Genomic DNA, 21,165 nt, shown 5'->3' with positions numbered 1-21,165 from the left:
AATTCCCCACTACTCGTCATCAATCGCCATACCATTAACCACAATATTGTTGTAACTAACCATTCCGATGACCTCACCATCCTCAATAACAGGCGCTCGGCTAATACCAAAACGCTCAAACAAACGTGCGCAGTACTTCACATTCATTTCAGGAGACACGGATAACGCCGGTTTAGTCATGATCTCATAAATGTTAGTTCGGTGAGTCGCACGATTTTTGGCTAGAACCTTTTTGGCAATATCATTCATCAGCACGATGCCATACTCGTCATCATCATTTCTCTTGTTCACAATCAACGCCTTAACATTGTGCTTTCGTGCCAAGCCAATTCCTTCGTGCACCGTAGTCAGGCCATCAACAATAACGTAGGTACTCGCCATAACATGTCTAACTCGAATCTTGTCTTGTGTACTCATAACTCATCCTCCACAACTTTCGCCAAGGTTTCGACTTGATGGGCGACCCCAACGGCATCCTCAACGTCAATTTGTATCGCTATTCCTTGACCAGGCTCTTGATCGAACTCTCCCACTTCACTTATTCGCTCAAGGATCTGACGAGACAGGTGTTCCTCGACAACAAACAGGCATACGTCTTTTTGTACTTCCAGCGTCAAACCAAAAAAAGTTCTCTTCTGATTGAGCCCTTGCCCCGGGCATTATTAATTACCGTTGCGCCTGTCGCTCCGGCACTGCGCGCCGCATCGAGCACCACATCTGTCTTTGTGTCCTCGACAAAGGCCAGTATCAGTTTAAACCGCATTGTCTTTCTCCTTAGAACTCAGTTCTTTATTCATCCATTGTGTTATCTGCGCATACCCCATCACAGATATCATCGGAAACAAGCTTGCAAACGCGATGAGGCCAAATCCATCAATCATAGGATTTCGCCTGGTACGGTAGATGCCAAGCCTAAGCCTAGCGCTGCAACCAATGGAACTGTAACCGTCGAAGTCGTCACGCCACCTGAATCGTACGCGAGAGGAATAATGATTGAGGGTGCATAGAACGTTTGAACCACCACAACGACGTAGCCCGCAATGATGTAATAATGAATGGGATCGCCGACGACGATTCGATAGCTTCCTAGTGCTATGCCAACCGCCACACCAAGGGCAACGGCAAAACGAAGACCATTTACGCTAATGCTGCCACCAGATACTTGATTGGCTTTGATAGCTACGGCAATAAGCGATGGCTCTGCAATGGTGGTGCTGAAACCAATAAAGAAAGCAAAGAGGTATACCCAGTAATAATCAAACCACTGTAAAACACCAGACAATGAAACCCGCACCGATCCTAAAAAATCCGGTTCGGTGAGCTGCATTGCCATGGTTTCACCAAGGGGAAATAAGGCAAGCTCTAGGCCAACTAGAAAGCAGGTTAGACCCCAGATGACCAAAACAAACCCTAGAACAACCATACGCAAGTTCTTTACAGGCCGTCGTAACACTGCAAATTGGAACCCAAAGATAATACAGACGATTGGGGTGACATCTCTTATGGTATCGAGCAAAACGTCAAAGAACGAGGTGAATCCAATCATGACATCACCATTCCGAATATCATCACAAACATCATCGGCAGTAGTGACGCGAACGCAATTAAACCAAATCCATCAATCATGGGATTGCGCCCTTTGATCGAGGATGCTAGCCCTACCCCCAAGGCTGTCACTAATGGAACAGTGATGGTTGAAGTCGTGACACCGCCGGAGTCATAAGCGATGCCGATAATGTTTTCCGGAGCGAACCCTGTAAGTATCACGACTCCAATGTAACCACCAATAATCAAATAGTGTATTGGCCAACCTTTAAGAATTCGGAGAACTCCAAGAACAATTGCACATCCAACTGACAGCGCGACCGTTAACCTTAAGCCGTTGGCATAAGACTCGCGATTTTCCATCGTGTTCTTTATCGCTCCGCCTTCTGCTGCCACTTCAGCCGCTTCATTGGATACGGCAGTCAACGCGGGTTCAGCGATAGTAGTGCCAAAGCCAAGACAAAATGAAAAGATGAGCAACCAGACTACACTGCCTTTCTGAGCAAAGGCCTGAGCCATTGCTTCCCCCACTGGAAACAAGCCCATCTCTAGACCAAAGACAAATAGGGTAAGACCAAAGACAACCAGAAGTAAGCCAAGAGAAATCGAAAACAAATTTGGCAAAGGTTCTTGAAGTACGATCAACTGAAAGAAACCAATGACCACAATAATGGGCAGCAAGTCTCTTAAACTGCTGAGCATGGTACGAATCAAAGCACTCAACCCACTCATAGAAGCCTCCGTTACGCGATATAGTTAGAGCATGGCAAACGGCTCTGTTGAGTCGTGTGATTCATATCCGGTATCAATAAATAAAAAGAGCAAAGTGACATTTATTTGATCTAATTACGGAATCTCTGCGTTGTTTAACGAACAAGACGACAACTCTGTCATATCAAAATCATATAAAGGCGCTATAATTCAATAACAAAGGGAGATGACTATGCGGATATTATTGACAGGCGGAACAGGGTTTATTGGTAAAGAGTTAATCAAGCACTTTACGACGCATTCTGTCGTGTTATTGACCCGCAATATAGATAGAGCCAAACAGGCGGTGCAGCATGCCGATGTCGGCAATATCACCTACATCACCTCATTGGACGATCTTCAAGATCTCAATGGTTTCGACGCGATCATAAACCTAGCAGGTGAGCCGATTGCCGACAAACGTTGGTCGGATGCTCAGAAAGAAGCCATTTGCCAAAGCCGCTGGAAGATTACCGAGCAATTAGTCTCACTCATTCATGCCAGTACGGAGCCACCCGCTGTCTTCATCAGTGGTTCAGCCGTTGGTTACTATGGTGATCAGCAATCTCACCCTTTTGACGAAAGCCTTCATGTGCACCAGCATAATTTCCCCCATCACGTGTGTGCTAAATGGGAACAAATTGCTAATCGAGCAAGAACCAACACCACCAGAGTTTGTCTATTAAGAACCGGAATTGTGCTTTCCCCTGAAGGTGGTGCTTTGAAGAAAATGCTTATCCCATATAAGCTTGGGGTCGGCGGCCCAATTGGCAATGGCCAACAGTACATGCCTTGGATACATCTGTTGGACATGGTAAGAGGCATTCTCTACTTGCTTGAAACTGAACACGCCCATGGCGAGTTTAACTTATGCGCTCCCCATCCCGTGCCGAACAAAGAGTTTAGTCAAAAGCTGGCGAAAACACTGAAACGCCCTCACCTATTTTTCACACCGAAGTGGGCATTAAAACTTGCCATGGGTGAGAGTTCGACTCTCTTGTTTGACAGTGTCAGAGCCAAACCCAAGAAACTGACAGAACTTGGCTTTCGCTTCAGTTACTCAAGGCTGGATCCTGCACTGAAAAACCTCCTACAACATCACGATTAACGAGTCATTCAAAAATCTACGAAGACCATTATGTCAAAAAGTATTCTCATCACTGGCTGCTCAACAGGAATTGGTTATGTTTGTGCGCATGCTTTACATAAGCGCGGTTATCGCGTTATCGCATCTTGCCGAAAACTCGAAGATGTCGAAAGATTGCAGCGCGAAGGCCTAACCTGCATTCATCTTGATTTAACCAGTTCAAGCAGCATTTCAAAGGCGGTCAAAGAAACGTTATCTCTGTGCGACGGAAAGCTCTATGGGTTATTCAACAATGGTGCATACGGGCAACCCGGCGCATTGGAAGATCTTCCGTTCAAGCATTGAGGGAACAATTTGAGACCAACTTCTTTGGCTGGCATCAACTCGTCGGTGAGCTTCTGCCTACGATGCGAAAACAAGGCGAAGGCCGAATTATTCAAAACAGTTCAGTCCTCGGGTTTGCTGCAATGAAATACAGGGGCGCATACAACGCTTCAAAATTTGCCTTGGAAGGATGGACAGATACGCTGCGCCTCGAGTTAAAAAATACCAACATTCACTTGAGTCTTATTCAGCCCGGACCAATAGAGACGCAATTTAGAGCCAATGCGGCCATTGCATTTGAGAAATGGATCGATTACGAAAACAGCCCGCATTCTTCTCAATATCAAGCTCAACTCAATAGACTCAATAACGACAAGTCGAACAACGCTTTTGTGTTACCTGCTGAGTCTTGTATCTCACCGTTACTCGACGCCCTAGAATCGAAAAAACCAAAGCTACGCTACCGTGTGACGACACCTACTAAAGTGTTCGCAGTATTAAAGCGTCTATTACCAACCCGATTGCTAGATAAAATTCTCGACAAAGCCGCATAGTTTTTAGCGTGTCATAATCGCGTAACATTTGTTCGACATACTATGTTTGTTGATTTCTGTACTAGTAAATATAGAAACCACAAGTTGTATTGATAAAAATATTACCGTTCGCAGATACCAATGACACTAAATCAACTTAATTGGATAGGCGTTGGTGTAACACTGGCTCTATTTATCTGGTTTTGAACACCTTTGCTTGCCACAAAAGAAAAGCACCGCCACTAGGCGGTGCTTTTTTATTTCGCCAACAGGATATTTCAACCCAGCACCTTGAAAACTCACTCGTTCGCCCTCACCTAATTTTCAAAGCAAAGATTTAAGGACACTCCCTATGCAATCACCTTATATTGTTGAGTTGAATGAACAAAACTTCCGTCAGGTCTTGGAAGGTTCAATGCAAACACCGGTACTGATTCACTTTTGGGCATCGATGAGCCCAGAAAGTAGTCAAGTCATTCCAGAACTGCAAACGTTGACTCAACAATACGACGGAGCCTTCACGCTAGCCTTACTAAATTGCGAGCAAGAGCAAGCGATTGCTGCTCAATTTGGCGTACAAACACTCCCAACGATTGCATTGTTCATCAACGGCCAAGCGGTAGATGGATTAGGCGGTCCTCAGCCAATTGAGTCCATCAAAGAGATGCTAGTCAAGCATTTACCAAGTCAAGATGAGCTGAACTTCAACAAAGCTAAGAGCCTTCTTGAAGCTGGAATGCACCAACAAGCCCTTTCACTGTTGGAATCACTTTCCGACGAGTTCAAGCAAAAAGGTGATGTCAAGCTTGCGCTCTCAGACTGTTTGCTAGAAACCCAGCAATTTGCTCAAGCGGAGCAGACACTCAATACGATCCCTCTAGAGTATCAAGATAGCTACTATAAAGGGCTGATGGCAAAATTAGAACTGCACTTACAGGCAGCAGATAGCACTGAAATTCAAGCGCTTGAAGCACAACACAAACAAGAACCAAGCAACGCTGACATCGCTTGCAAGCTTGCCCTTCAATATCATCAGGTAAGCAGAGATGAGGAAGCGCTCGAACTGCTTTGGTCCTTCCTTAAGTCAGACCTAAACGCGCTTGATGGTGAAATGAAAAAAACACTAATGGATATTCTCGCGGCGTTGGGTCAAGGCAATGCATTGGCCAGCCAATACCGCAGGCAGCTCTATTCGCTACTGTACTAACTCCCTTATCTAAAACATAAAAATGAGAGCAAAGTAGTTTGGCTCTCATTTTTACTTTTATCTCTCAGTTCTCATTTATATCATTGTTTTTCCGTGTATTATGAATCTAGATTCATTTTATAAAGGAATAAATTAATGGCTATCGACTCTTTAATTACGATTGGAATATTTACCCTCGTCGCCTTAGCAGTCATCGTTTCTGCTGTCAAAACCGTACCACAAGGTAACAACTGGACAGTAGAACGCTTCGGTCGATACACCCATACATTAAAACCCGGATTAAATTTAATCATTCCTTTCATCGATCGTATCGGTCAAAAGATTAATATGATGGAGCGTGTCTTAGACATTCCAGCTCAAGAAGTCATTTCTAAAGACAACGCAAACGTAGTCATTGATGCAGTATGTTTCGTTCAAGTTATTGACGCTGCAAAAGCAGCCTACGAGGTCAACGATCTTGAACACGCTATTCGCAACCTTACCCTCACCAACATTCGTACCGTTCTCGGCTCAATGGAACTCGACGAAATGCTCAGTCAACGTGACATGATCAACACCAAACTATTGGCCATCGTCGATGAAGCGACTAACCCTTGGGGTGTAAAAGTAACGCGTATTGAGATTAAAGACGTTCAACCGCCTTCAGACCTCACTGCTGCAATGAACGCTCAAATGAAAGCCGAACGTAACAAACGTGCTGATATCTTAGAAGCGGAAGGGGTACGTCAGGCAGAGATCTTAAAAGCAGAAGGTCATAAGCAGTCAGAGATCTTAAAAGCGGAAGGTGAAAAACAAGCAGCTATTTTGCAAGCTGAAGCTCGTGAGCGTGCTGCAGAAGCAGAAGCGAAAGCGACAGAGATGGTGTCGAATGCGATTGCTCAGGGTGACATGCAAGCCGTTAATTACTTCATTGCTCAAGGTTATACCGATGCACTAAAATCCATTGGTGAAGCCGAAAATGGTAAAATTATCATGCTACCACTCGAAGCTACTGGTCTAATGGGCTCTGTGGCCGGTATTGCTGAAATGTTTAAGCAAAGTAGCGATGATCAGAGCAAAAACGTATAGGTAGGTAATCCTTGATTGAGTTATTAGAATCAATTAATCATTGGCATTGGCTAGCCTCGGGCTAGCTTTGATTGCATTTGAACTGCTTGGAACCGCAGGCTACTTTTTATGGATAGGTCTTTCTGCCCTCGCGGTAGGTACTTTATTATCGAGCCTACCTATGAGTTGGCAACTTCAATGGTCTAGTTTTGCGATTTTCTCACTTGCAACTACCTGGCTGTGGTGGCGAAAGCAACACAAAAAAGATGCAGAAGACGACAGACTTCGAGATCTAAATGAAAAACAAAAGCAGCTGATCGGTCAGATAATCACGGTGACGGAAGATTTACCGGCTGGCACATGTCGTTTAAGAGTCGGTGATACTACTTGGAAAGCGGAACTGGACCAAGCTACACCAAAAGGAAGCCAGGTAGAAGTTATTGATGTAAAAGGCATTACATTGAAAGCAAGAAAAACCCTTAATTTTTGAAATTTATTCTCCATAAATGCGATCTATTTCTCATGATTACCGTATTAACGGTTATCTCAACGAGATACCAACTGGAGAATAATCATGAAAAAATTAATCGTTCTAATGTTCGCTACTGTTTTAAGTCTACCTGTATTTGCTGGCTATACCGGCCATACGGAAGTAGGTCCACGTGTTGACTGTCACATGAGTGATGGAAGCGTTGATTTCTTACCAACTAATGTTTGTACAATGAAAGGCGGCAAATACTAGGTGCTCTACCTTAGACTGCGTCCACTATAGGCTTTGGCTTATACCAGAGCCTTTTTCAGTATAAAAATCACTAATTCCCCACCTCAGATCTCATCCTGCTGCAATTCTTATTTTTTTTCACAAAAAAAATACTTAACATTAGTTTAAACAGAGATGGATAATCTCAACGATCATAATGGAGTTTTTATGAAATTTACTAAAGCAGCTACTAGTGCTCTTCTTTTGGCACCTAGCCTTTCTTTTGCATCTGTTGAAATCGATATTCCAAGAGGAGTTCAACTACTAACAGTGAACGGTGAAGATGCAGGCTACTCAAGTTTAGGCTTTGATTACAAAGATAACCTAACTCTCGATAACGGATTAAATCAAATTGTTTTTAGAGTTGCTAAGATCGTTAGAGAATCGGGTCAGGATAAAACAAAGTTTAAATCGACTCCGCTCGTTGCTACCTTCAATGAATCAGACTTATCACTTCGCTTAACTCTCCCCAATATTGAAACACTTGATCAAGGTATGGCATTCGACACAAACCCAACATTTACACTTGCAAGTGATAATGGTGAGCCAAAAAGCTTGGTAAAAGATAATTTAGTTATTGGTTTCAAACTCATGCCAGATATGGTTCATGAAGTGAACAAGTATAATCAAAGTACAGAGATCGCAAGTTTAAGAAACTTTCAAAGTAGCCCCTCACCTGCATCTACAACCACACCTACTGCAAGTATCGACAATGATAGTGATACCTATCAAGTACTTAAAAATGCATACAACAATGCAACATCTGAAGAAAAGAAGAAATTCTTGACTTGGGCAATCAGTAACTTCGAATAACCGTTTTTACCATACCTAATAAAAGCCAGCTATACGCTGGCTTTTATTACCTATGATAGTAGATTCAAGAAATCTAATGTCAACTCATGCATGTTCACAATACAATCTTTTTCTATAAAACATAAATCATACTTTATAGCCAACCATACTCAATCACTCTTAAAGCCTTTACCTTTGATAGTTCAAGCTAACAATAAGCACATCAATTTAATCCTATAAATCAGAAAATGAAAAAGCCAGCATACTTGCTGGCTTTGAATTGAAATTAATCTAAGTTAGATTAGAAGTAGTACTCGATACCCCAACCCAACCGAACTCTGAAGAAGAATCATCTTTAGAGATAGTGTAAGGACGAACATAAGTGATTGCTGAGTCATCAAGGAAGTATAGAGCTTGACCAGATAGAATGTAGTCGTTTGTGCCATCAACTGTTGCACTATTTAGATCAGCATCTGAGTTAGCTGCGTAGTTAAGTTTGAACTGCCAGTTCTCTACGCCGCTGTATACTAAACCAAACGAGTAACTATCTTGCTCAATCTTAGTACCATCTAGCTGAGGGCGTGCCACATCATCTAAAACAACGTTCTCATACTTTGCTTCTTCACGTTTGTAAGCACCGTAAATACCAAAGTTATTAATGTAGTACTCAAAACCTACGATAGCAGCAAATGTATCTGAGCGTGCTGAAATTGTATCATCATCGCCTAGAGCAGGAGCATCACCTGGATTCTGGTTTAACCACTGGTTATAAGCAGTGTTCAAGTTACTAACAGTGCGGTTGTCACCAGCTTCTACGCCACCGTGGAAAGTTAAACCACCTGTAGTAAAGTGAAGACCGGCACCCACAAAGTTTGAATCTTTATCAGACTCATTACCGCGACCAGCAGCTAGGTTGTATGAGAAACCACCTAGGTTAGCAGAATCGTAACGAATCATGTTAGATTGACGGTCATAACGAGCACCACCGATTACGTCACCGCCCCAATCGAAAACAGCACCAGCACGCTGACCTGAGTACGGCCAGTCAACAATTTGGTAAAGAGGAGTTAGCATACGACCTGCGCGGAACTTGCCACCATCTTCGAATTCAAAACCAACGTAAGTATCACGAACACCAAGGCCGCTGTTAGCACCTGCATCGCCTACGTTACCACCTTCTAATTGCCAGATTAGCTTTGGAGCACGTGCAAGTTCTTTAGTGCCACGTAGACCGAAGCGAGACTCGTTTTCAAATTTGATTGGAGCGTCGCCACCACCAATTTTGTCTTCACCGAACTGCCATACAGACAGAGCAACTTGACCGTAAAGATCTACTGTGTCTGTTGCTGGTTTTGCTAGTGCTGCACCAGAGAATGCTACTGAAGCCACTGCTGCACCTAGAAGAGTGCGTTTAAACATTTTGTCCATGGAAAAAACTCCTAAAAATGGATATAGCTGTCTTTTTATACTTCTCACCTTAAGTTGGCCGCCGAAGGGAGAAATCATTTCCTATGTGAAAATCTAAATTAACCTTTAACTTTTGATTTTCTATTTCCTGCATACACAGTGTGTATCCATGCACTCAGACTAACTTCGACAAAAAAAATATCAATGAAGACTTAATTTCTTTCTAAAAAAATATGAGCAAGACCAAACTTTTATCCAGATAGTGATCAAGATCTCGCTATTAAAATGAACTTTATTAAACCAAACAATACTCATTACAAAACAACAACATAGAGCGATATGAGTGTTATAAACTTTGATCTGTTCCGCATAGAGCTACACCAGAAAAATTAATACTCAATTAGTTGAGCAAGATCACAGTACCAAGTATCATAATGATCTGCCCCGTATTACGACACTTAATTGAAGGCAAGAAAAAAGCCTCAATTTAAATAAATTGAGGCTTTTTTATGGTGTTTTTATGTTATTGAGTACTACATGAGGTCAAGTAAATCTTGCTCTGTCTTAATTTCAACGCCTAAATCTTGTGCCTTGGCTAACTTTGAACCCGCATTTTCACCAGCAAACAGAATATCAGTCTTTTTAGAAACACTGCCCGTTACCTTAGCACCGAGATTCTGCAGTGCAGCTTTAGCATCATTTCTGGAAAGTTGTGATAACGACCCGGTCAATACAACCGTTAAACCATCTAAAGGTAAACTTTTACCTTCTTCAGGTGCTTCAACGTCTGGCCAATGCACGCCTTGGTCTTGTAAATCTTGTATTACTGCTTGGTTATTTTCTTGCTCAAAGAATGCCAAGATATGTTTTGCTACAATGTCACCTATATCATCAACATCAATTAGCTGCTCGTACGTAGCTTCTTTCACCGCTGTCAGTGTTTTGAAGTACTGGGCAAGGTTTGCCGCAGTTGCTTCGCCAACTTCACGTATCCCTAGAGAATAAAGGAACCTAGCAAGAGTGGTCTCTTTAGAAATTTGTAGAGCGTTCACAACATTTTGGGCTGATTTTGGCCCCATTCGATCTAATACAGTTAGCACGCCAGCACTTAACTTGAATAAATCTGCCGGCGTTTCAACCATTTCTCGTTCGACTAATTGCTCGATGACTTTTTCACCTAAGCCATCCACATCGAGAGCTTTACGAGAAACAAAGTGTTTTAACGCTTCTTTACGTTGAGCCTGGCAAACTAAGCCGCCTGTACAGCGAATAACGGCCTCGCCCTCGATACGCTTAACAGGGGAATCACAAACGGGACATTGTGTTGGGAAAACGATATCTCGAGCGTTATCAGGTCTTCTTTCTTGAACAACGGCAACAATCTGAGGAATCACATCACCGGCACGACGAATGATAACACTATCGCCAACCTTAACACCTAGGCGTTGGACTTCATCTGAGTTATGTAATGTGGCATTACTTACCGTTACACCACCTACGAATACAGCTCGAGTTTTGCCACAGGAGTGATGGCGCCTGTTCGCCCTACCTGAAATTCAACGTCATTGAGTACAGTGATCTCTTCTTGTGCAGGAAATTTGTAAGCAATCGCCCATCTCGGCGCGCGAGCAACAAACCCAAGTTGTTCTTGAGCATCAATCGAGTCTATTTTGATGACAACACCATCGATTTCATAAGGCAGTTCATCACGACGTGACATTATGTCTTGGTAATACTCTTTTACCTCATCTAGGGAACCCACTTTGCGTGTTTCTGGACACATAGGTAACCCCCAGTTTTTTAGCTGAAGAAAGCGCTCGTAATGACTCTTTGATAGTTCAGCACCTTCAACAACCCCAACGCTATAAGCATAAAATGCTAACGGACGCTGCGCGGTAATTCTTGAATCAAGTTGTCTCAAGCTCCCCGCGGCTGCATTTCGTGGGTTCACAAAGACTTTTTCACCTTTTTTTAGGGCTTGCTCGTTAAGTTTGTCAAAACCAGCCTTTGGCATGAACACTTCACCACGCACCTCCAGCCTACTCGGCCAATCGCTGCCGCGAAGCTTTAAAGGAATCGATGAAATAGTTCTCACATTTTCGGTAATGTTCTCACCTGTCGAACCATCACCGCGGGTTGCAGCTTGAACAAGGACACCATCTTGATACATCAAACTTACCGCTAATCCATCAAGCTTAGGCTCACAACAAAATTGGCTGATGTCGGTCCCGATAGCACGCTCCTTCATACGGCGATGAAAAGCATCAATTTCTTCATCATTAAATGCATTATCAAGGGATAGCATTGGAATTTCGTGCTGTACCTGATTGAAACCGTCTAGTGGTACTCCGCCAACACGCTGACTTGGAGAGTCAATTGTCACCCACTCTGGGTGCATCTCTTCAATCTCCAAAAGCTCGCGCATTAATCGATCATATTCAGCATCCGGGATTTCAGGACTATCTTCCACGTAGTAACGAACGGCATGGTAATGCAATGTCTCTTTTAATTGCTCGAGTTTTGCTTTTAGACTTTCTGACATGATCATCTCTTAACTAATGAGGTAAAAAAATAGGCCCCTGGGAGGAGCCTATTAATAGAATAGTGAATCCAACACAGTTTATGAAGTCGCTGCTAAGTTGAACTCTTGAATTTGTTTACGATACGCAGCTAAACGATCTGGCGTCATTAGATTTCTCGCATCGTCGAGTACATTGCCACCGAGGTCGTCTGCAATTTGCTGCGCCGTTTTTAACATCAACTTAAAGTTTTGATCGGCTTCGCCAAAACATGGCAACGTCATGAAGAATGAAATACCTTTCGTGGTAAATTCTGCTGGGTCTGAATGCTCTAAAGTTCCTGGCTGCATCATATTAGCGACGCTAAACAGAACTTTACCTGTTCCTGAAAGATCAGCATGGCGGTGGAATATATCCATCTCGCCGTAGAGCAATCCGTTCTGTTGCATACTATCGAACAGCTTAGTGCCAACGAATGGTTCGTCACCGGCACAGTGTACATTCAGAACAATCACTTCCATCTCTGGCTCAGCTTCTTGCTCTTGATTGTTTTCAGTAACAGAAGAGCTTGCAGATAACACAGGCTCTGTTGTGTCAACTCCATTAACAGTGCTTTCGACTTCTTCAGGCTTAACAAGCTCGTCTTCAAGCTTTCCGTCTTCTTCGATGATCGGCTCAGACACAAATACAGGCTCAAGCACCTCTTCGTTTGGCTCAATCGCTTGACTTGTTTCAACACTTTCAACGGTTTCAGAGGCGTAGCCATCAGTTAATGGGTCGGCAGTTAATGGATCCGCGATTAATGGATCGCCAATTAATGGGTCAGACTGTATTGAAGCATCATCAAATGCAGGCTCTTTGCGCTCTTTCTTAATGATCTCAAAATCGTCTTCAGGAGCAAAAGCTCTCTGAGGTGCGTCTTCATCCTCATCTTTATCTACGTCAATTCGGCCTAGTGGTTTATCACCAAACTTAGACTTCCCTTCTTTTTTGCTTGTCCAAAGACCGTGGAACAGTAACGCACCAATCGCTAGTGCGCCGACAATAATGAGTACGAATCGCAATTCCTGCATTATTTACTCTCAATTACTCTAAAAACTAAGCTCTGACGCTTAGGTCATATAGACCAATAAACAATCGAACTTTTTACCGTACTGGTAAAGTGGCATATTCCTTACTCTACCAAAGTTCACCCTAACATTAGAACAACTTAATGTGAGAAGTTCCTCATATGGTGTGATTTTGACCACGCTTTTTTTCTTCAATTGATTCGTTAAAATGGTTGGTAACAATTTTTAAGAAAGAAACAACCAGTATGGAAACAAGACGAAACAATCGAAATGGCATCAGTTACTTCTTTTATGGTTTTTCTATTGCCAAGCAACCTGGCATTCGCCAGTTTGTCCTGCTCCCTCTATTAGCTAATATCTTACTCGTTGGCGGCGCTCTGTTTTACCTATTTGCAAACTTAGATGCGTGGATTAATCAAATGCTGGGTCAGGTGCCTGATTTTCTCTCTTGGTTGAGCTACATACTCTGGCCATTGTTAACGATTACCATACTGGCCACCTTTTCCTATTTCTTTAGCACTTTAGCGAATTTTATTGCCGCTCCATTCAATGGACTGTTAGCTGAGAAGGTCGAGCAAAAACTCACGGGGCAGAAAATCAATGATGATGGGTTAGTCTCTCTTATTAAAGATACACCTAGAATCTTGGCCCGCGAATGGCGAAAGCTTCTTTATGTATTACCAAAAGCGATCGGCCTTTTCTTGCTGCTGCTCATTCCGGCCCTTGGACAGACCATAGGCCCCATCCTCTGGTTTATCTTCACTGCGTGGATTCTCGCTATTCAATACTGTGACTATCCGTTTGATAACCACAAAATCGAGTTCAATCAAATGCGCATGCAGCTCAAACAAGAACAAGGTAAAGCATACGGGTTTGGCGCAATGGTTGCCTTGTTCACCACCATTCCTATCTTGAATCTGTTCGTGATGCCGATAGCAGTTTGTGGCGCGACAGCTTTATGGGTTGAGAAATTTAAACACTAGCAACCGCTTAGCTTATCCTTTGTCATGCCCTTGAAGATCACACTTTTCAAGGGCATTTATCTTCCAATCTATATGTTATAACTTTTTAATCCTTCTACACTTTCATTTCGTAGCTTAATCTCTTATTCATACTAAACACCCATACTTTTGCCAGACTTGATTAGCTAAATCGTCGCAAGTGAAGTCGGCCACTTTCAATGAAGGATCATTATCATGAGCAAAATCTACGAAGATAACTCCCAAACTATCGGTAACACACCACTAGTACGTCTAAACAAAGTAAGTAACGGTAAAGTACTGGCTAAAGTTGAAGCGCGTAACCCAAGTTTCAGCGTTAAGTGTCGCATCGGTGCGAACATGATTTGGGAAGCAGAAAAAGCAGGTACGCTAAAATCTGGTGTTGAGCTAGTAGAACCAACTAGTGGTAACACTGGTGTAGCTCTGGCTTTCGTAGCAGCAGCTCGTGGTTACAAACTAACGCTAACAATGCCTGAATCAATGAGCCTTGAGCGTCGTAAGCTTCTTAAAGCACTCGGTGCGAACCTCGAGCTAACAGAAGCGGCGAAAGGCATGAAAGGTGCAATCGCTAAAGCAGAAGAAATCGTTGCAAGCAACCCAGACAAATACCTACTGCTACAACAGTTCAACAACCCAGCTAACCCACAGATTCACGAGAAGACTACAGGTCCTGAAATCTGGGAAGCAACAGACGGTGAAGTTGATGTATTCGTAGCGGGTGTTGGTACTGGTGGTACGCTAACAGGTACTAGCCGCTTTATTAAAGGCGAGAAAGGTAAGAGCATCGTTTCTGTTGCTGTAGAGCCTGCAGAATCTCCAGTTATCGCCCAGGCACTAGCAGGTGACGAAATCCAACCAGCTCCACACAAAATTCAAGGTATCGGCGCAGGTTTCATCCCAGGCAACCTAGATTTAGAGCTTATCGACCGCGTAGAAGCAGTAACTTCTGAAGAAGCAATCGCTATGGCTCGTCGTCTAATGGAAGAAGAAGGTATTCTAGCAGGTATTTCATCAGGCGCAGCAGTTGTAGCGGCGAATCGACTAGCGGAACTACCTGAATTTGCAGGAAAAACCATTGTTACTGTACTACCTAGCTCAGGTGAGCGTTACCTAAGTACAGCACTGTTTGCAGGCATTTTTACTGAGAAAGAGAACCAGCAGTAATACGGTGTCAAATCAATTTTTCGTCCAAAAAAGCCCCATTTAGGGGCTTTTTTGTTGATCCTCGCCACACCTTTGGTAATATCAGCACTGTTTTATTTTTAGCTTCAAAATAAAAGAAGCAGAAAACGGATTATCGTAGTATCGATATTCAACTTTAGATTGAAATCGATGCTATAAAAATTTAACTTAGTATCAGTTCTGACACGAAAAAAGTGTAGGTCTGCTAGCAGAACACACTATTAGCGGTTAAGCTGATCTGGTTAAGAAACTAACAAAAAATAAATCAATTGGGGTATACAACATGTACGAGAAGCAAGTAGAAATCACAGCAGAAAACGGTCTTCACACTCGTCCAGCTGCACAGTTCGTTAAAGAAGCAAAATCATTCGACGCGGACATCACAGTGACTTCTAACGGTAAAAGCGCTAGCGCAAAGAGCCTGTTCAAACTACAAACTCTTGGCCTAGTAAAAGGTACTGTAGTAACAATTTCTGCTGAAGGCCCTCAAGCTCAGCAAGCTGTTGACCACCTAGTTGCTCTAATGGATCAACTACACTAATCCGGTCTCCTATTTTCAAAGCCATTTTGCCTAGCAAAATGGCTTTGTTCGAAATAGGACGAAATTTAAGCTATACGTTATCGTTAGCGCACCCATTTTATTCCCGTTTTAAAGTTGACCAATTTAAGGTAAGGCTATGATTTCAGGTATCCTAGCATCTCCAGGTATTGCTATTGGTAAAGCACTACTACTTCAAGAAGATGAAATTGTACTAAATACACAAACTATCTCTGACGACCAAGTTGAAGCAGAAGTTCAGCGTTTCTTTGACGCTCGTAACAAGTCGTCTGCTCAACTAGAAGGTATCAAGCAAAAAGCACTTGAAACGTTCGGAGAAGAAAAAGAAGCGATCTTTGAAGGTCACATCATGCTTCTTGAAGACGAAGAGCTAGAAGAAGAAATCCTAGCGCTAATCAAAAATGACAAGATGCACGCTGACAACGCAATCTACACTGTGATTGAAGAGCAGGCATCAGCACTAGAATCTCTTGATGACGAGTACCTAAAAGAGCGTGCAACGGACATCCGTGACATCGGCTCTCGTTTTGTTAAAAACGCACTTGGCATCAACATCGTTTCTCTAAGCGATATCGACGAGGAAGTTATCCTTGTTGCTTACGACCTAACGCCATCAGAAACGGCACAAATTAACCTTGATTACGTACTTGGTTTTGCTTGTGACATCGGCGGCCGTACTTCTCACACTTCAATCATGGCACGCTCACTAGAGCTTCCAGCTATCGTTGGTACTAACGATATCACTAAGCAAGTGAAAAACGGTGACATGCTTATCCTAGATGCGATGAACAACAAGATTGTTATCAATCCATCTGAAGCTGAACTTGAAGAAGCGAAAGCGGTTAAAGCAGCATTTGCAGCTGAAAAAGAAGAACTGGCGAAGCTTAAAGATCTTCACGCTGAGACTCTAGACGGTCACCGCGTAGAAGTTTGCGGTAACATCGGTACAGTTAAAGACTGTGACGGTATCCTGCGTAATGGCGGTGAAGGCGTTGGTCTGTACCGTACTGAGTTCCTGTTCATGGACCGTGACGCACTTCCTACTGAAGAAGAGCAGTACCAAGCGTACAAAGAAGTTGCTGAAGCAATGAACGGCGAGTCAGTGATTATCCGTACTATGGATATCGGTGGTGACAAAGATCTACCATACATGGATCTTCCACAGGAAATGAACCCATTCCTAGGCTGGCGCGCAGTACGTATCAGTCTAGACCGTCGTGAAATCCTTCGTGACCAGCTTCGCGGTATCCTTCGTGCTTCTGCACACGGTAAACTTCGCATCATGTTCCCAATGATCATCTCTGTTGAAGAGATTCGTGAACTGAAGAAAGCAATCGAAGAGTACAAAGCAGAACTTCGTGCTGAAGGTCATGCATTCGACGAAAACATCGAAATCGGTGTAATGGTTGAAACTCCAGCAGCAGCAGCTATCGCGCACCACCTAGCGAAAGAAGTTGCATTCTTCTCTATCGGTACTAACGATCTTACTCAATACACACTAGCGGTAGACCGTGGTAACGAGATGATTTCTCACCTATACAACCCACTATCTCCAGCTGTACTAACGGTGATTAAGCAAGTTATCGACGCTTCTCACGCTGAAGGTAAATGGACTGGTATGTGTGGTGAGCTTGCAGGTGATGAGCGTGCAACGCTACTTCTTCTTGGTATGGGTCTAGATGAGTTCTCAATGAGCGGTATCTCTATCCCTAAAGTGAAGAAAGTAATTCGCAACTCTAACTTCGCTGAAGTGAAAGCAATGGCTGAAGAAGCACTTTCACTACCAACTGCTGCAGAGATTGAAGCAGTTGTAGAGAAATTCATCGCTGAAAAAACACAATAATTAATCTGACCAGACAGATAGACGGCTAAAAATAGTCGTCTATCTTGTTAGATTGGTATACTATAATTCGACAGAATTAAATTAAAACGTTAGGAGCACGACACAATGGGTCTGTTTGACAAACTTAAGAAGCTTGTATCTGATGATAGCGCTGATGCTGGTGCAATCGAAATTATCGCACCTCTTTCTGGTGAAATCGTAAACATCGAAGACGTGCCAGATGTTGTTTTCGCTGAGAAAATCGTTGGTGACGGTATCGCTATCAAACCTGCTGGTGACAAAATGGTTGCACCTGTAAGCGGTACAATCGGTAAGATCTTCGAAACAAACCACGCTTTCTCTATTGAGTCTGACGACGGCGTTGAGCTTTTCGTTCACTTCGGTATCGACACAGTTGAACTAAAAGGCGAAGGCTTCAAGCGTATCGCTGAAGAAGGTCAATCAGTTAAAGCTGGCGACACTATCATTGAGTTCGATCTAGCGCTTCTAGAAGAGAAAGCAAAATCAACTCTAACTCCAGTTGTTATCTCTAACATGGACGAAATCAAAGAGCTGAACAAGCTTTCTGGTTCTGTAAATGTTGGTGAAACTCCAGTTCTACGTGTAACTAAGTAATCCACTTACTTACAATAAGAACAAAAAACGCAGCCAATTGGCTGCGTTTTTTTATGCCTGAATGTTTGCCCCTAATCACTTGCTTTGAACTAACAAGTCTCTAGTTACAAGCCGAGTGCGTACTTAAGTACTTTCTCTTTAAGAGGGCCTGCTTTATCTGCAATCTTCAAAGCAGCATTACGAGCAATCTTTAGTGGCAATAAGTCATTGCTGAAACCCTTATAGAATACATCCATACCCGACTGCATGAGCAAATTGTCACGTTTACGCTGACTTTCATACTGCGCGAGAACTGAATCGTTGATGCAACCACTCTCTGCCACTAACTCAATAAATTTGGCGACATCTTTAAAGCCTAGGTTCACTCCCTGCCCTGCAAGTGGATTAATCGTATGAGCTGAATCTCCCATCAAAATACAACGATTGTTTGAATAGCTTTGTGCATGGCGGCGAGTCAGAGGAAAAGCACCAGATTGAAGCACTTTGACTTGCCCGAGCTCACTTGGGAAATACGAGTGAACTTCGTTTTCGAGCTGCTTTGGCGTCTTGGCTAACAACTGCCTTATACGCTGTGGTTTGTCATACCAAACTAATGACCCCTGATTTCCACATAAAGGTAAGAATGAGCGAGGACCCGATGGGAAGAACTGCTGCCAGGTAATGTCTTGTTGCGGTAGTTCAGTTTCAACATTCACTAGCATGCAATACTGCCTGTAGTCCCAAGCGGTAATACCAATTCCAGCTAAATCACGAACTTTCGAGTTTGCACCATCAGCACCTATCACCCATTGAGCTTGGATCTGTTGGCCCGAAGATAGATGAAGAAGTGGCAGGTCACCGAGTTCGATGTGCGCTAGACTGTCTGGGCAGAAAAGCGCTATCTCGTCGAACTGAGAGAACTGATTCCACAACCCTAGTTGCACCAATCGGTTTTCAACAATAAAGCCCAACTGTTCTAAGCCCAAAGAGTCTGAATGAAAGCGAGTACGGCACTCAGGATGCTCCCACGTTTCGAGCCGTTTATACGGGCAAACGCGCATCGCTTGTATGTCTTGCCAAGCGCCTAAATCATTTAAGAGTTCAACGGATTGGTGTGAAATAGCAGAAACGCGAATATCCATCGGTTGGTTGGATTCAAACGCCATCGGCTCAGCGCCTTCTATAAGGCAACTTGCTTACCAAGCTTGGCCAGACCGACGGCCGCCGCCGCGCCCACCATGCCACCACCAACAATCGCAACATCAAACACTTTCATTATTACAACTCTACCATTTTGAATTTTCTGCCATTTCGATTGTACGTTCTTCACCCTCGAATGTAATCAAAAAGTCGCCTCAAATAATTGACAGGCCTAGGACTAGTCAGCCTGTATCGAAAGCAGTACAATACGCCGCTTGCCGAACTGGAGCTTATTTTATTGTCTCCAGACGAAGATACACTGGGCATTTGCTCCCTTAATTTAAACTAACGATCGAGCGAACAGAAATGAGTAAGAAACTATTAATTAAAACTTGGGGTTGCCAGATGAACGAATACGATTCATCAAAAATGGCTGACCTACTCAATGCCGCAAACGGCTTCGAACTAACAGAAGATCCTGAAGAGGCAGATGTACTCCTACTCAATACCTGTTCCATTCGTGAGAAGGCGCAAGAAAAAGTCTTCCACCAGCTTGGTCGTTGGAAAACGCTAAAAGATAAAAAAGAAGGTGTGGTGATTGGTGTTGGCGGCTGTGTTGCGACTCAAGAAGGCGACCATATTCGTGAACGCGCACCATTTGTTGACGTTATCTTTGGCCCACAGACACTGCACCGTCTACCAGAGATGATCAAACAATCTCAAAACGATGATGCACCAGTGATGGATATCTCTTTCCCTGAGATCGAAAAGTTTGACCGTCTGCCAGAACCTCGCGCAGAAGGTGCAACCGCATTCGTTTCTATCATGGAAGGCTGTTCTAAGTACTGTACGTACTGCGTAGTACCTTATACTCGTGGTGAAGAAGTTAGCCGTCCGATGGATGACGTACTATTTGAAATCGCTCAACTTGCTGATCAAGGTGTGCGTGAAGTAAACCTATTAGGCCAAAATGTAAACGCGTATCGTGGCCCAATGCATGACGGTGAGATCTGTTCATTTGCAGAACTTCTGCGCCTAGTGGCTTCTATTGATGGTATCGATCGTATTCGATTCACAACCAGCCACCCGCTTGAATTTACTGACGACATCATCGCTGTTTACGAAGATACACCTGAGCTTGTTAGCTTCCTGCACCTGCCAGTGCAAAGCGGTAGTGATCGCATCCTAACTATGATGAAGCGTCCTCACACTGGCATCGAGTACAAGTCGATCATTCGTAAACTACGTAAAGCGCGCCCTGATATTCAAATCAGCTCTGACTTTATCGTAGGTTTCCCAGGTGAAACAGATATGGACCATCAGGCAACGATGAAGCTGATCAAAGATGTTGATTTCGACATGAGCTTTAGCTTCATCTTCTCGCCTCGTCCAGGCACGCCAGCCGCAGACTACCCATGTGACCTTTCTGAGCAAACCAAGAAAGAGCGCCTATATGAACTGCAACAAGTGGTGAACTCGCAAGCGATGCGTTACTCACGCCTAATGCTAGATACCGAGCAACGCGTACTAGTTGAAGGTCCATCTAAGAAGAACCTGATGGAGCTTCGCGCCCGTACTGAGAACAACCGCGTCGTTAACTTTGAGGGCAGCGCAGACCTTATCGGTCAGTTCGTAGACGTGAAGATCACTGACGTGTTTGCTAACTCACTACGTGGTGAGCTCGTTCGTACTGAAAAAGACATGGATCTTCGCAGCGTCATTTCGCCAACTCAAATGATGGCGAAAACTAAACGCGAAGATGAGCTAGGTGTAGCAACATTTACGCCTTAAGCTTGAAATTACTT

General features: G+C 43.5%; 15 protein-coding genes and 6 pseudogenes. 13 read left to right on the top strand and 8 right to left on the bottom strand.

The window, feature by feature from the left end; translation table 11 throughout:
• Positions 1 to 9: 9 nt before the first annotated feature.
• The 4 genes and pseudogenes from UA76_RS08810 to UA76_RS08795 all read right to left on the bottom strand — a co-directional run bounded on the left by UA76_RS08810 (position 10) and on the right by UA76_RS08795 (position 2,277).
• Complete coding sequence (locus UA76_RS08810; RefSeq protein ID WP_047045045.1) at positions 10 to 417, bottom strand: CBS domain-containing protein; 408 nt, start codon at positions 415 to 417, stop codon at positions 10 to 12.
• Positions 414 to 763, bottom strand: a pseudogene (locus UA76_RS08805) (P-II family nitrogen regulator). The gene UA76_RS08810 and the pseudogene UA76_RS08805 overlap by 4 nt, the downstream one beginning before the upstream one ends.
• A pseudogene (locus UA76_RS08800) lies at positions 753 to 1,546 on the bottom strand (DUF1538 domain-containing protein). The pseudogenes UA76_RS08805 and UA76_RS08800 overlap by 11 nt, the downstream one beginning before the upstream one ends.
• Positions 1,543 to 2,277, bottom strand: coding sequence for a DUF1538 domain-containing protein (locus tag UA76_RS08795; protein ID WP_047045044.1), 735 nt, complete (start codon positions 2,275 to 2,277; stop codon positions 1,543 to 1,545). The pseudogene UA76_RS08800 and the gene UA76_RS08795 overlap by 4 nt, the downstream one beginning before the upstream one ends.
• 211 nt (positions 2,278 to 2,488) lie before the next feature.
• Between UA76_RS08795 and UA76_RS08790 the strand changes: the two genes are divergently transcribed.
• The 7 genes and pseudogenes from UA76_RS08790 (at position 2,489) to UA76_RS08765 (ending at position 8,066) form a co-directional block, all read left to right on the top strand.
• The gene (locus tag UA76_RS08790) at positions 2,489 to 3,403 is read left to right on the top strand and encodes a TIGR01777 family oxidoreductase (RefSeq protein WP_047045043.1); all 915 of its coding nucleotides are present in this window, start codon (positions 2,489 to 2,491) and stop codon (positions 3,401 to 3,403) included.
• A 30-nt stretch (positions 3,404 to 3,433) separates the two neighbouring features.
• Positions 3,434 to 4,260 (top strand): annotated as a pseudogene (locus UA76_RS08785) (SDR family oxidoreductase).
• Between the two features lie 331 nt (positions 4,261 to 4,591).
• Positions 4,592 to 5,446, top strand: a complete 855-nt coding sequence (locus tag UA76_RS08780; RefSeq protein ID WP_047045042.1) for a co-chaperone YbbN — start codon at positions 4,592 to 4,594, stop codon at positions 5,444 to 5,446.
• A 135-nt stretch (positions 5,447 to 5,581) separates the two neighbouring features.
• Positions 5,582 to 6,514 (top strand): SPFH domain-containing protein, encoded by a 933-nt coding sequence (locus tag UA76_RS08775; protein WP_047045038.1) that lies wholly within the window; start codon positions 5,582 to 5,584, stop codon positions 6,512 to 6,514.
• Positions 6,515 to 6,525: 11 nt separating this feature from the next.
• Positions 6,526 to 6,983, top strand: a pseudogene (locus UA76_RS08770) (NfeD family protein).
• Positions 6,984 to 7,067: 84 nt separating this feature from the next.
• The gene (locus UA76_RS24060; RefSeq protein ID WP_202906925.1) at positions 7,068 to 7,235 is read left to right on the top strand and encodes a hypothetical protein; all 168 of its coding nucleotides are present in this window, start codon (positions 7,068 to 7,070) and stop codon (positions 7,233 to 7,235) included.
• A gap of 186 nt (positions 7,236 to 7,421) precedes the next feature.
• Positions 7,422 to 8,066, top strand: a complete 645-nt coding sequence (locus UA76_RS08765; RefSeq protein ID WP_047045035.1) for a YccT family protein — start codon at positions 7,422 to 7,424, stop codon at positions 8,064 to 8,066.
• 270 nt (positions 8,067 to 8,336) lie between these two features.
• Here the strand turns inward: UA76_RS08765 and UA76_RS08760 are convergent, their stop codons facing one another.
• The 3 genes and pseudogenes from UA76_RS08760 to zipA all read right to left on the bottom strand — a co-directional run bounded on the left by UA76_RS08760 (position 8,337) and on the right by zipA (position 13,044).
• Positions 8,337 to 9,473, bottom strand: coding sequence for a porin (locus UA76_RS08760; RefSeq protein ID WP_238322238.1), 1,137 nt, complete (start codon positions 9,471 to 9,473; stop codon positions 8,337 to 8,339).
• A 512-nt stretch (positions 9,474 to 9,985) separates the two neighbouring features.
• Positions 9,986 to 11,994 (bottom strand): annotated as a pseudogene (ligA, locus tag UA76_RS08755) (NAD-dependent DNA ligase LigA).
• 78 nt (positions 11,995 to 12,072) lie between these two features.
• Positions 12,073 to 13,044: a cell division protein ZipA gene (gene zipA / locus UA76_RS08750; RefSeq protein ID WP_047045033.1), complete on the bottom strand. Its 972-nt coding sequence runs from the start codon at positions 13,042 to 13,044 to the stop codon at positions 12,073 to 12,075.
• 242 nt (positions 13,045 to 13,286) lie between these two features.
• Here zipA and cysZ point away from each other — a divergent pair, with 242 nt between their 5' ends.
• The 5 genes from cysZ to crr all read left to right on the top strand — a co-directional run bounded on the left by cysZ (position 13,287) and on the right by crr (position 18,241).
• The gene (gene cysZ, locus UA76_RS08745; protein ID WP_047045031.1) at positions 13,287 to 14,024 is read left to right on the top strand and encodes a sulfate transporter CysZ; all 738 of its coding nucleotides are present in this window, start codon (positions 13,287 to 13,289) and stop codon (positions 14,022 to 14,024) included.
• A gap of 213 nt (positions 14,025 to 14,237) precedes the next feature.
• Complete coding sequence (cysK, locus tag UA76_RS08740; RefSeq protein ID WP_047045029.1) at positions 14,238 to 15,206, top strand: cysteine synthase A; 969 nt, start codon at positions 14,238 to 14,240, stop codon at positions 15,204 to 15,206.
• Positions 15,207 to 15,507: 301 nt separating this feature from the next.
• Positions 15,508 to 15,765 carry an HPr family phosphocarrier protein gene (locus UA76_RS08735; protein WP_047045024.1) on the top strand — a complete coding sequence of 86 codons (258 nt, stop codon included), beginning with the start codon at positions 15,508 to 15,510 and terminating at the stop codon, positions 15,763 to 15,765.
• A 136-nt stretch (positions 15,766 to 15,901) separates the two neighbouring features.
• On the top strand, positions 15,902 to 17,626 hold the full coding sequence (gene ptsI / locus UA76_RS08730) for a phosphoenolpyruvate-protein phosphotransferase PtsI (RefSeq protein WP_047045021.1): 1,725 nt from the start codon (positions 15,902 to 15,904) through the stop codon (positions 17,624 to 17,626).
• Positions 17,627 to 17,731: 105 nt separating this feature from the next.
• On the top strand, positions 17,732 to 18,241 hold the full coding sequence (crr, locus tag UA76_RS08725) for a PTS glucose transporter subunit IIA (protein WP_047045016.1): 510 nt from the start codon (positions 17,732 to 17,734) through the stop codon (positions 18,239 to 18,241).
• 104 nt (positions 18,242 to 18,345) lie between these two features.
• Here the strand turns inward: crr and UA76_RS08720 are convergent.
• A pseudogene (locus tag UA76_RS08720) lies at positions 18,346 to 19,496 on the bottom strand (2-octaprenyl-3-methyl-6-methoxy-1,4-benzoquinol hydroxylase).
• 230 nt (positions 19,497 to 19,726) lie between these two features.
• On the opposite strand from UA76_RS08720, the gene miaB reads away from it, so the two are divergent.
• Positions 19,727 to 21,151, top strand: a complete 1,425-nt coding sequence (gene miaB / locus UA76_RS08715; RefSeq protein ID WP_047045015.1) for a tRNA (N6-isopentenyl adenosine(37)-C2)-methylthiotransferase MiaB — start codon at positions 19,727 to 19,729, stop codon at positions 21,149 to 21,151.
• The last annotated feature ends 14 nt before the right edge of the window (positions 21,152 to 21,165 follow it).

It is taken from the genome of Vibrio mexicanus (assembly GCF_001012815.1).
In the GTDB taxonomy this organism is placed as follows: domain Bacteria; phylum Pseudomonadota; class Gammaproteobacteria; order Enterobacterales; family Vibrionaceae; genus Vibrio; species Vibrio mexicanus.
The sequence above is the reverse complement of the archived record's forward strand: the minus strand, read 5'-3'. Positions and strand labels throughout refer to the sequence as shown.

Coding starts and splice junctions, on each gene's coding strand:
- crr (WP_047045016.1), top strand. CDS start 17,732: ATGGGTCTGTTTGACAAACTTAAGAAGCTTGTATCTGATGATAGCGCT.
- cysK (WP_047045029.1), top strand. CDS start 14,238: ATGAGCAAAATCTACGAAGATAACTCCCAAACTATCGGTAACACACCA.
- cysZ (WP_047045031.1), top strand. CDS start 13,287: ATGGAAACAAGACGAAACAATCGAAATGGCATCAGTTACTTCTTTTAT.
- UA76_RS08795 (WP_047045044.1), bottom strand. CDS start 2,277: ATGAGTGGGTTGAGTGCTTTGATTCGTACCATGCTCAGCAGTTTAAGA.
- miaB (WP_047045015.1), top strand. CDS start 19,727: ATGAGTAAGAAACTATTAATTAAAACTTGGGGTTGCCAGATGAACGAA.
- UA76_RS08780 (WP_047045042.1), top strand. CDS start 4,592: ATGCAATCACCTTATATTGTTGAGTTGAATGAACAAAACTTCCGTCAG.
- ptsI (WP_047045021.1), top strand. CDS start 15,902: ATGATTTCAGGTATCCTAGCATCTCCAGGTATTGCTATTGGTAAAGCA.
- UA76_RS08735 (WP_047045024.1), top strand. CDS start 15,508: ATGTACGAGAAGCAAGTAGAAATCACAGCAGAAAACGGTCTTCACACT.
- UA76_RS08775 (WP_047045038.1), top strand. CDS start 5,582: ATGGCTATCGACTCTTTAATTACGATTGGAATATTTACCCTCGTCGCC.
- UA76_RS08765 (WP_047045035.1), top strand. CDS start 7,422: ATGAAATTTACTAAAGCAGCTACTAGTGCTCTTCTTTTGGCACCTAGC.
- UA76_RS08790 (WP_047045043.1), top strand. CDS start 2,489: ATGCGGATATTATTGACAGGCGGAACAGGGTTTATTGGTAAAGAGTTA.
- zipA (WP_047045033.1), bottom strand. CDS start 13,044: ATGCAGGAATTGCGATTCGTACTCATTATTGTCGGCGCACTAGCGATT.
- UA76_RS08810 (WP_047045045.1), bottom strand. CDS start 417: ATGAGTACACAAGACAAGATTCGAGTTAGACATGTTATGGCGAGTACC.
- UA76_RS08760 (WP_238322238.1), bottom strand. CDS start 9,473: ATGGACAAAATGTTTAAACGCACTCTTCTAGGTGCAGCAGTGGCTTCA.
- UA76_RS24060 (WP_202906925.1), top strand. CDS start 7,068: ATGAAAAAATTAATCGTTCTAATGTTCGCTACTGTTTTAAGTCTACCT.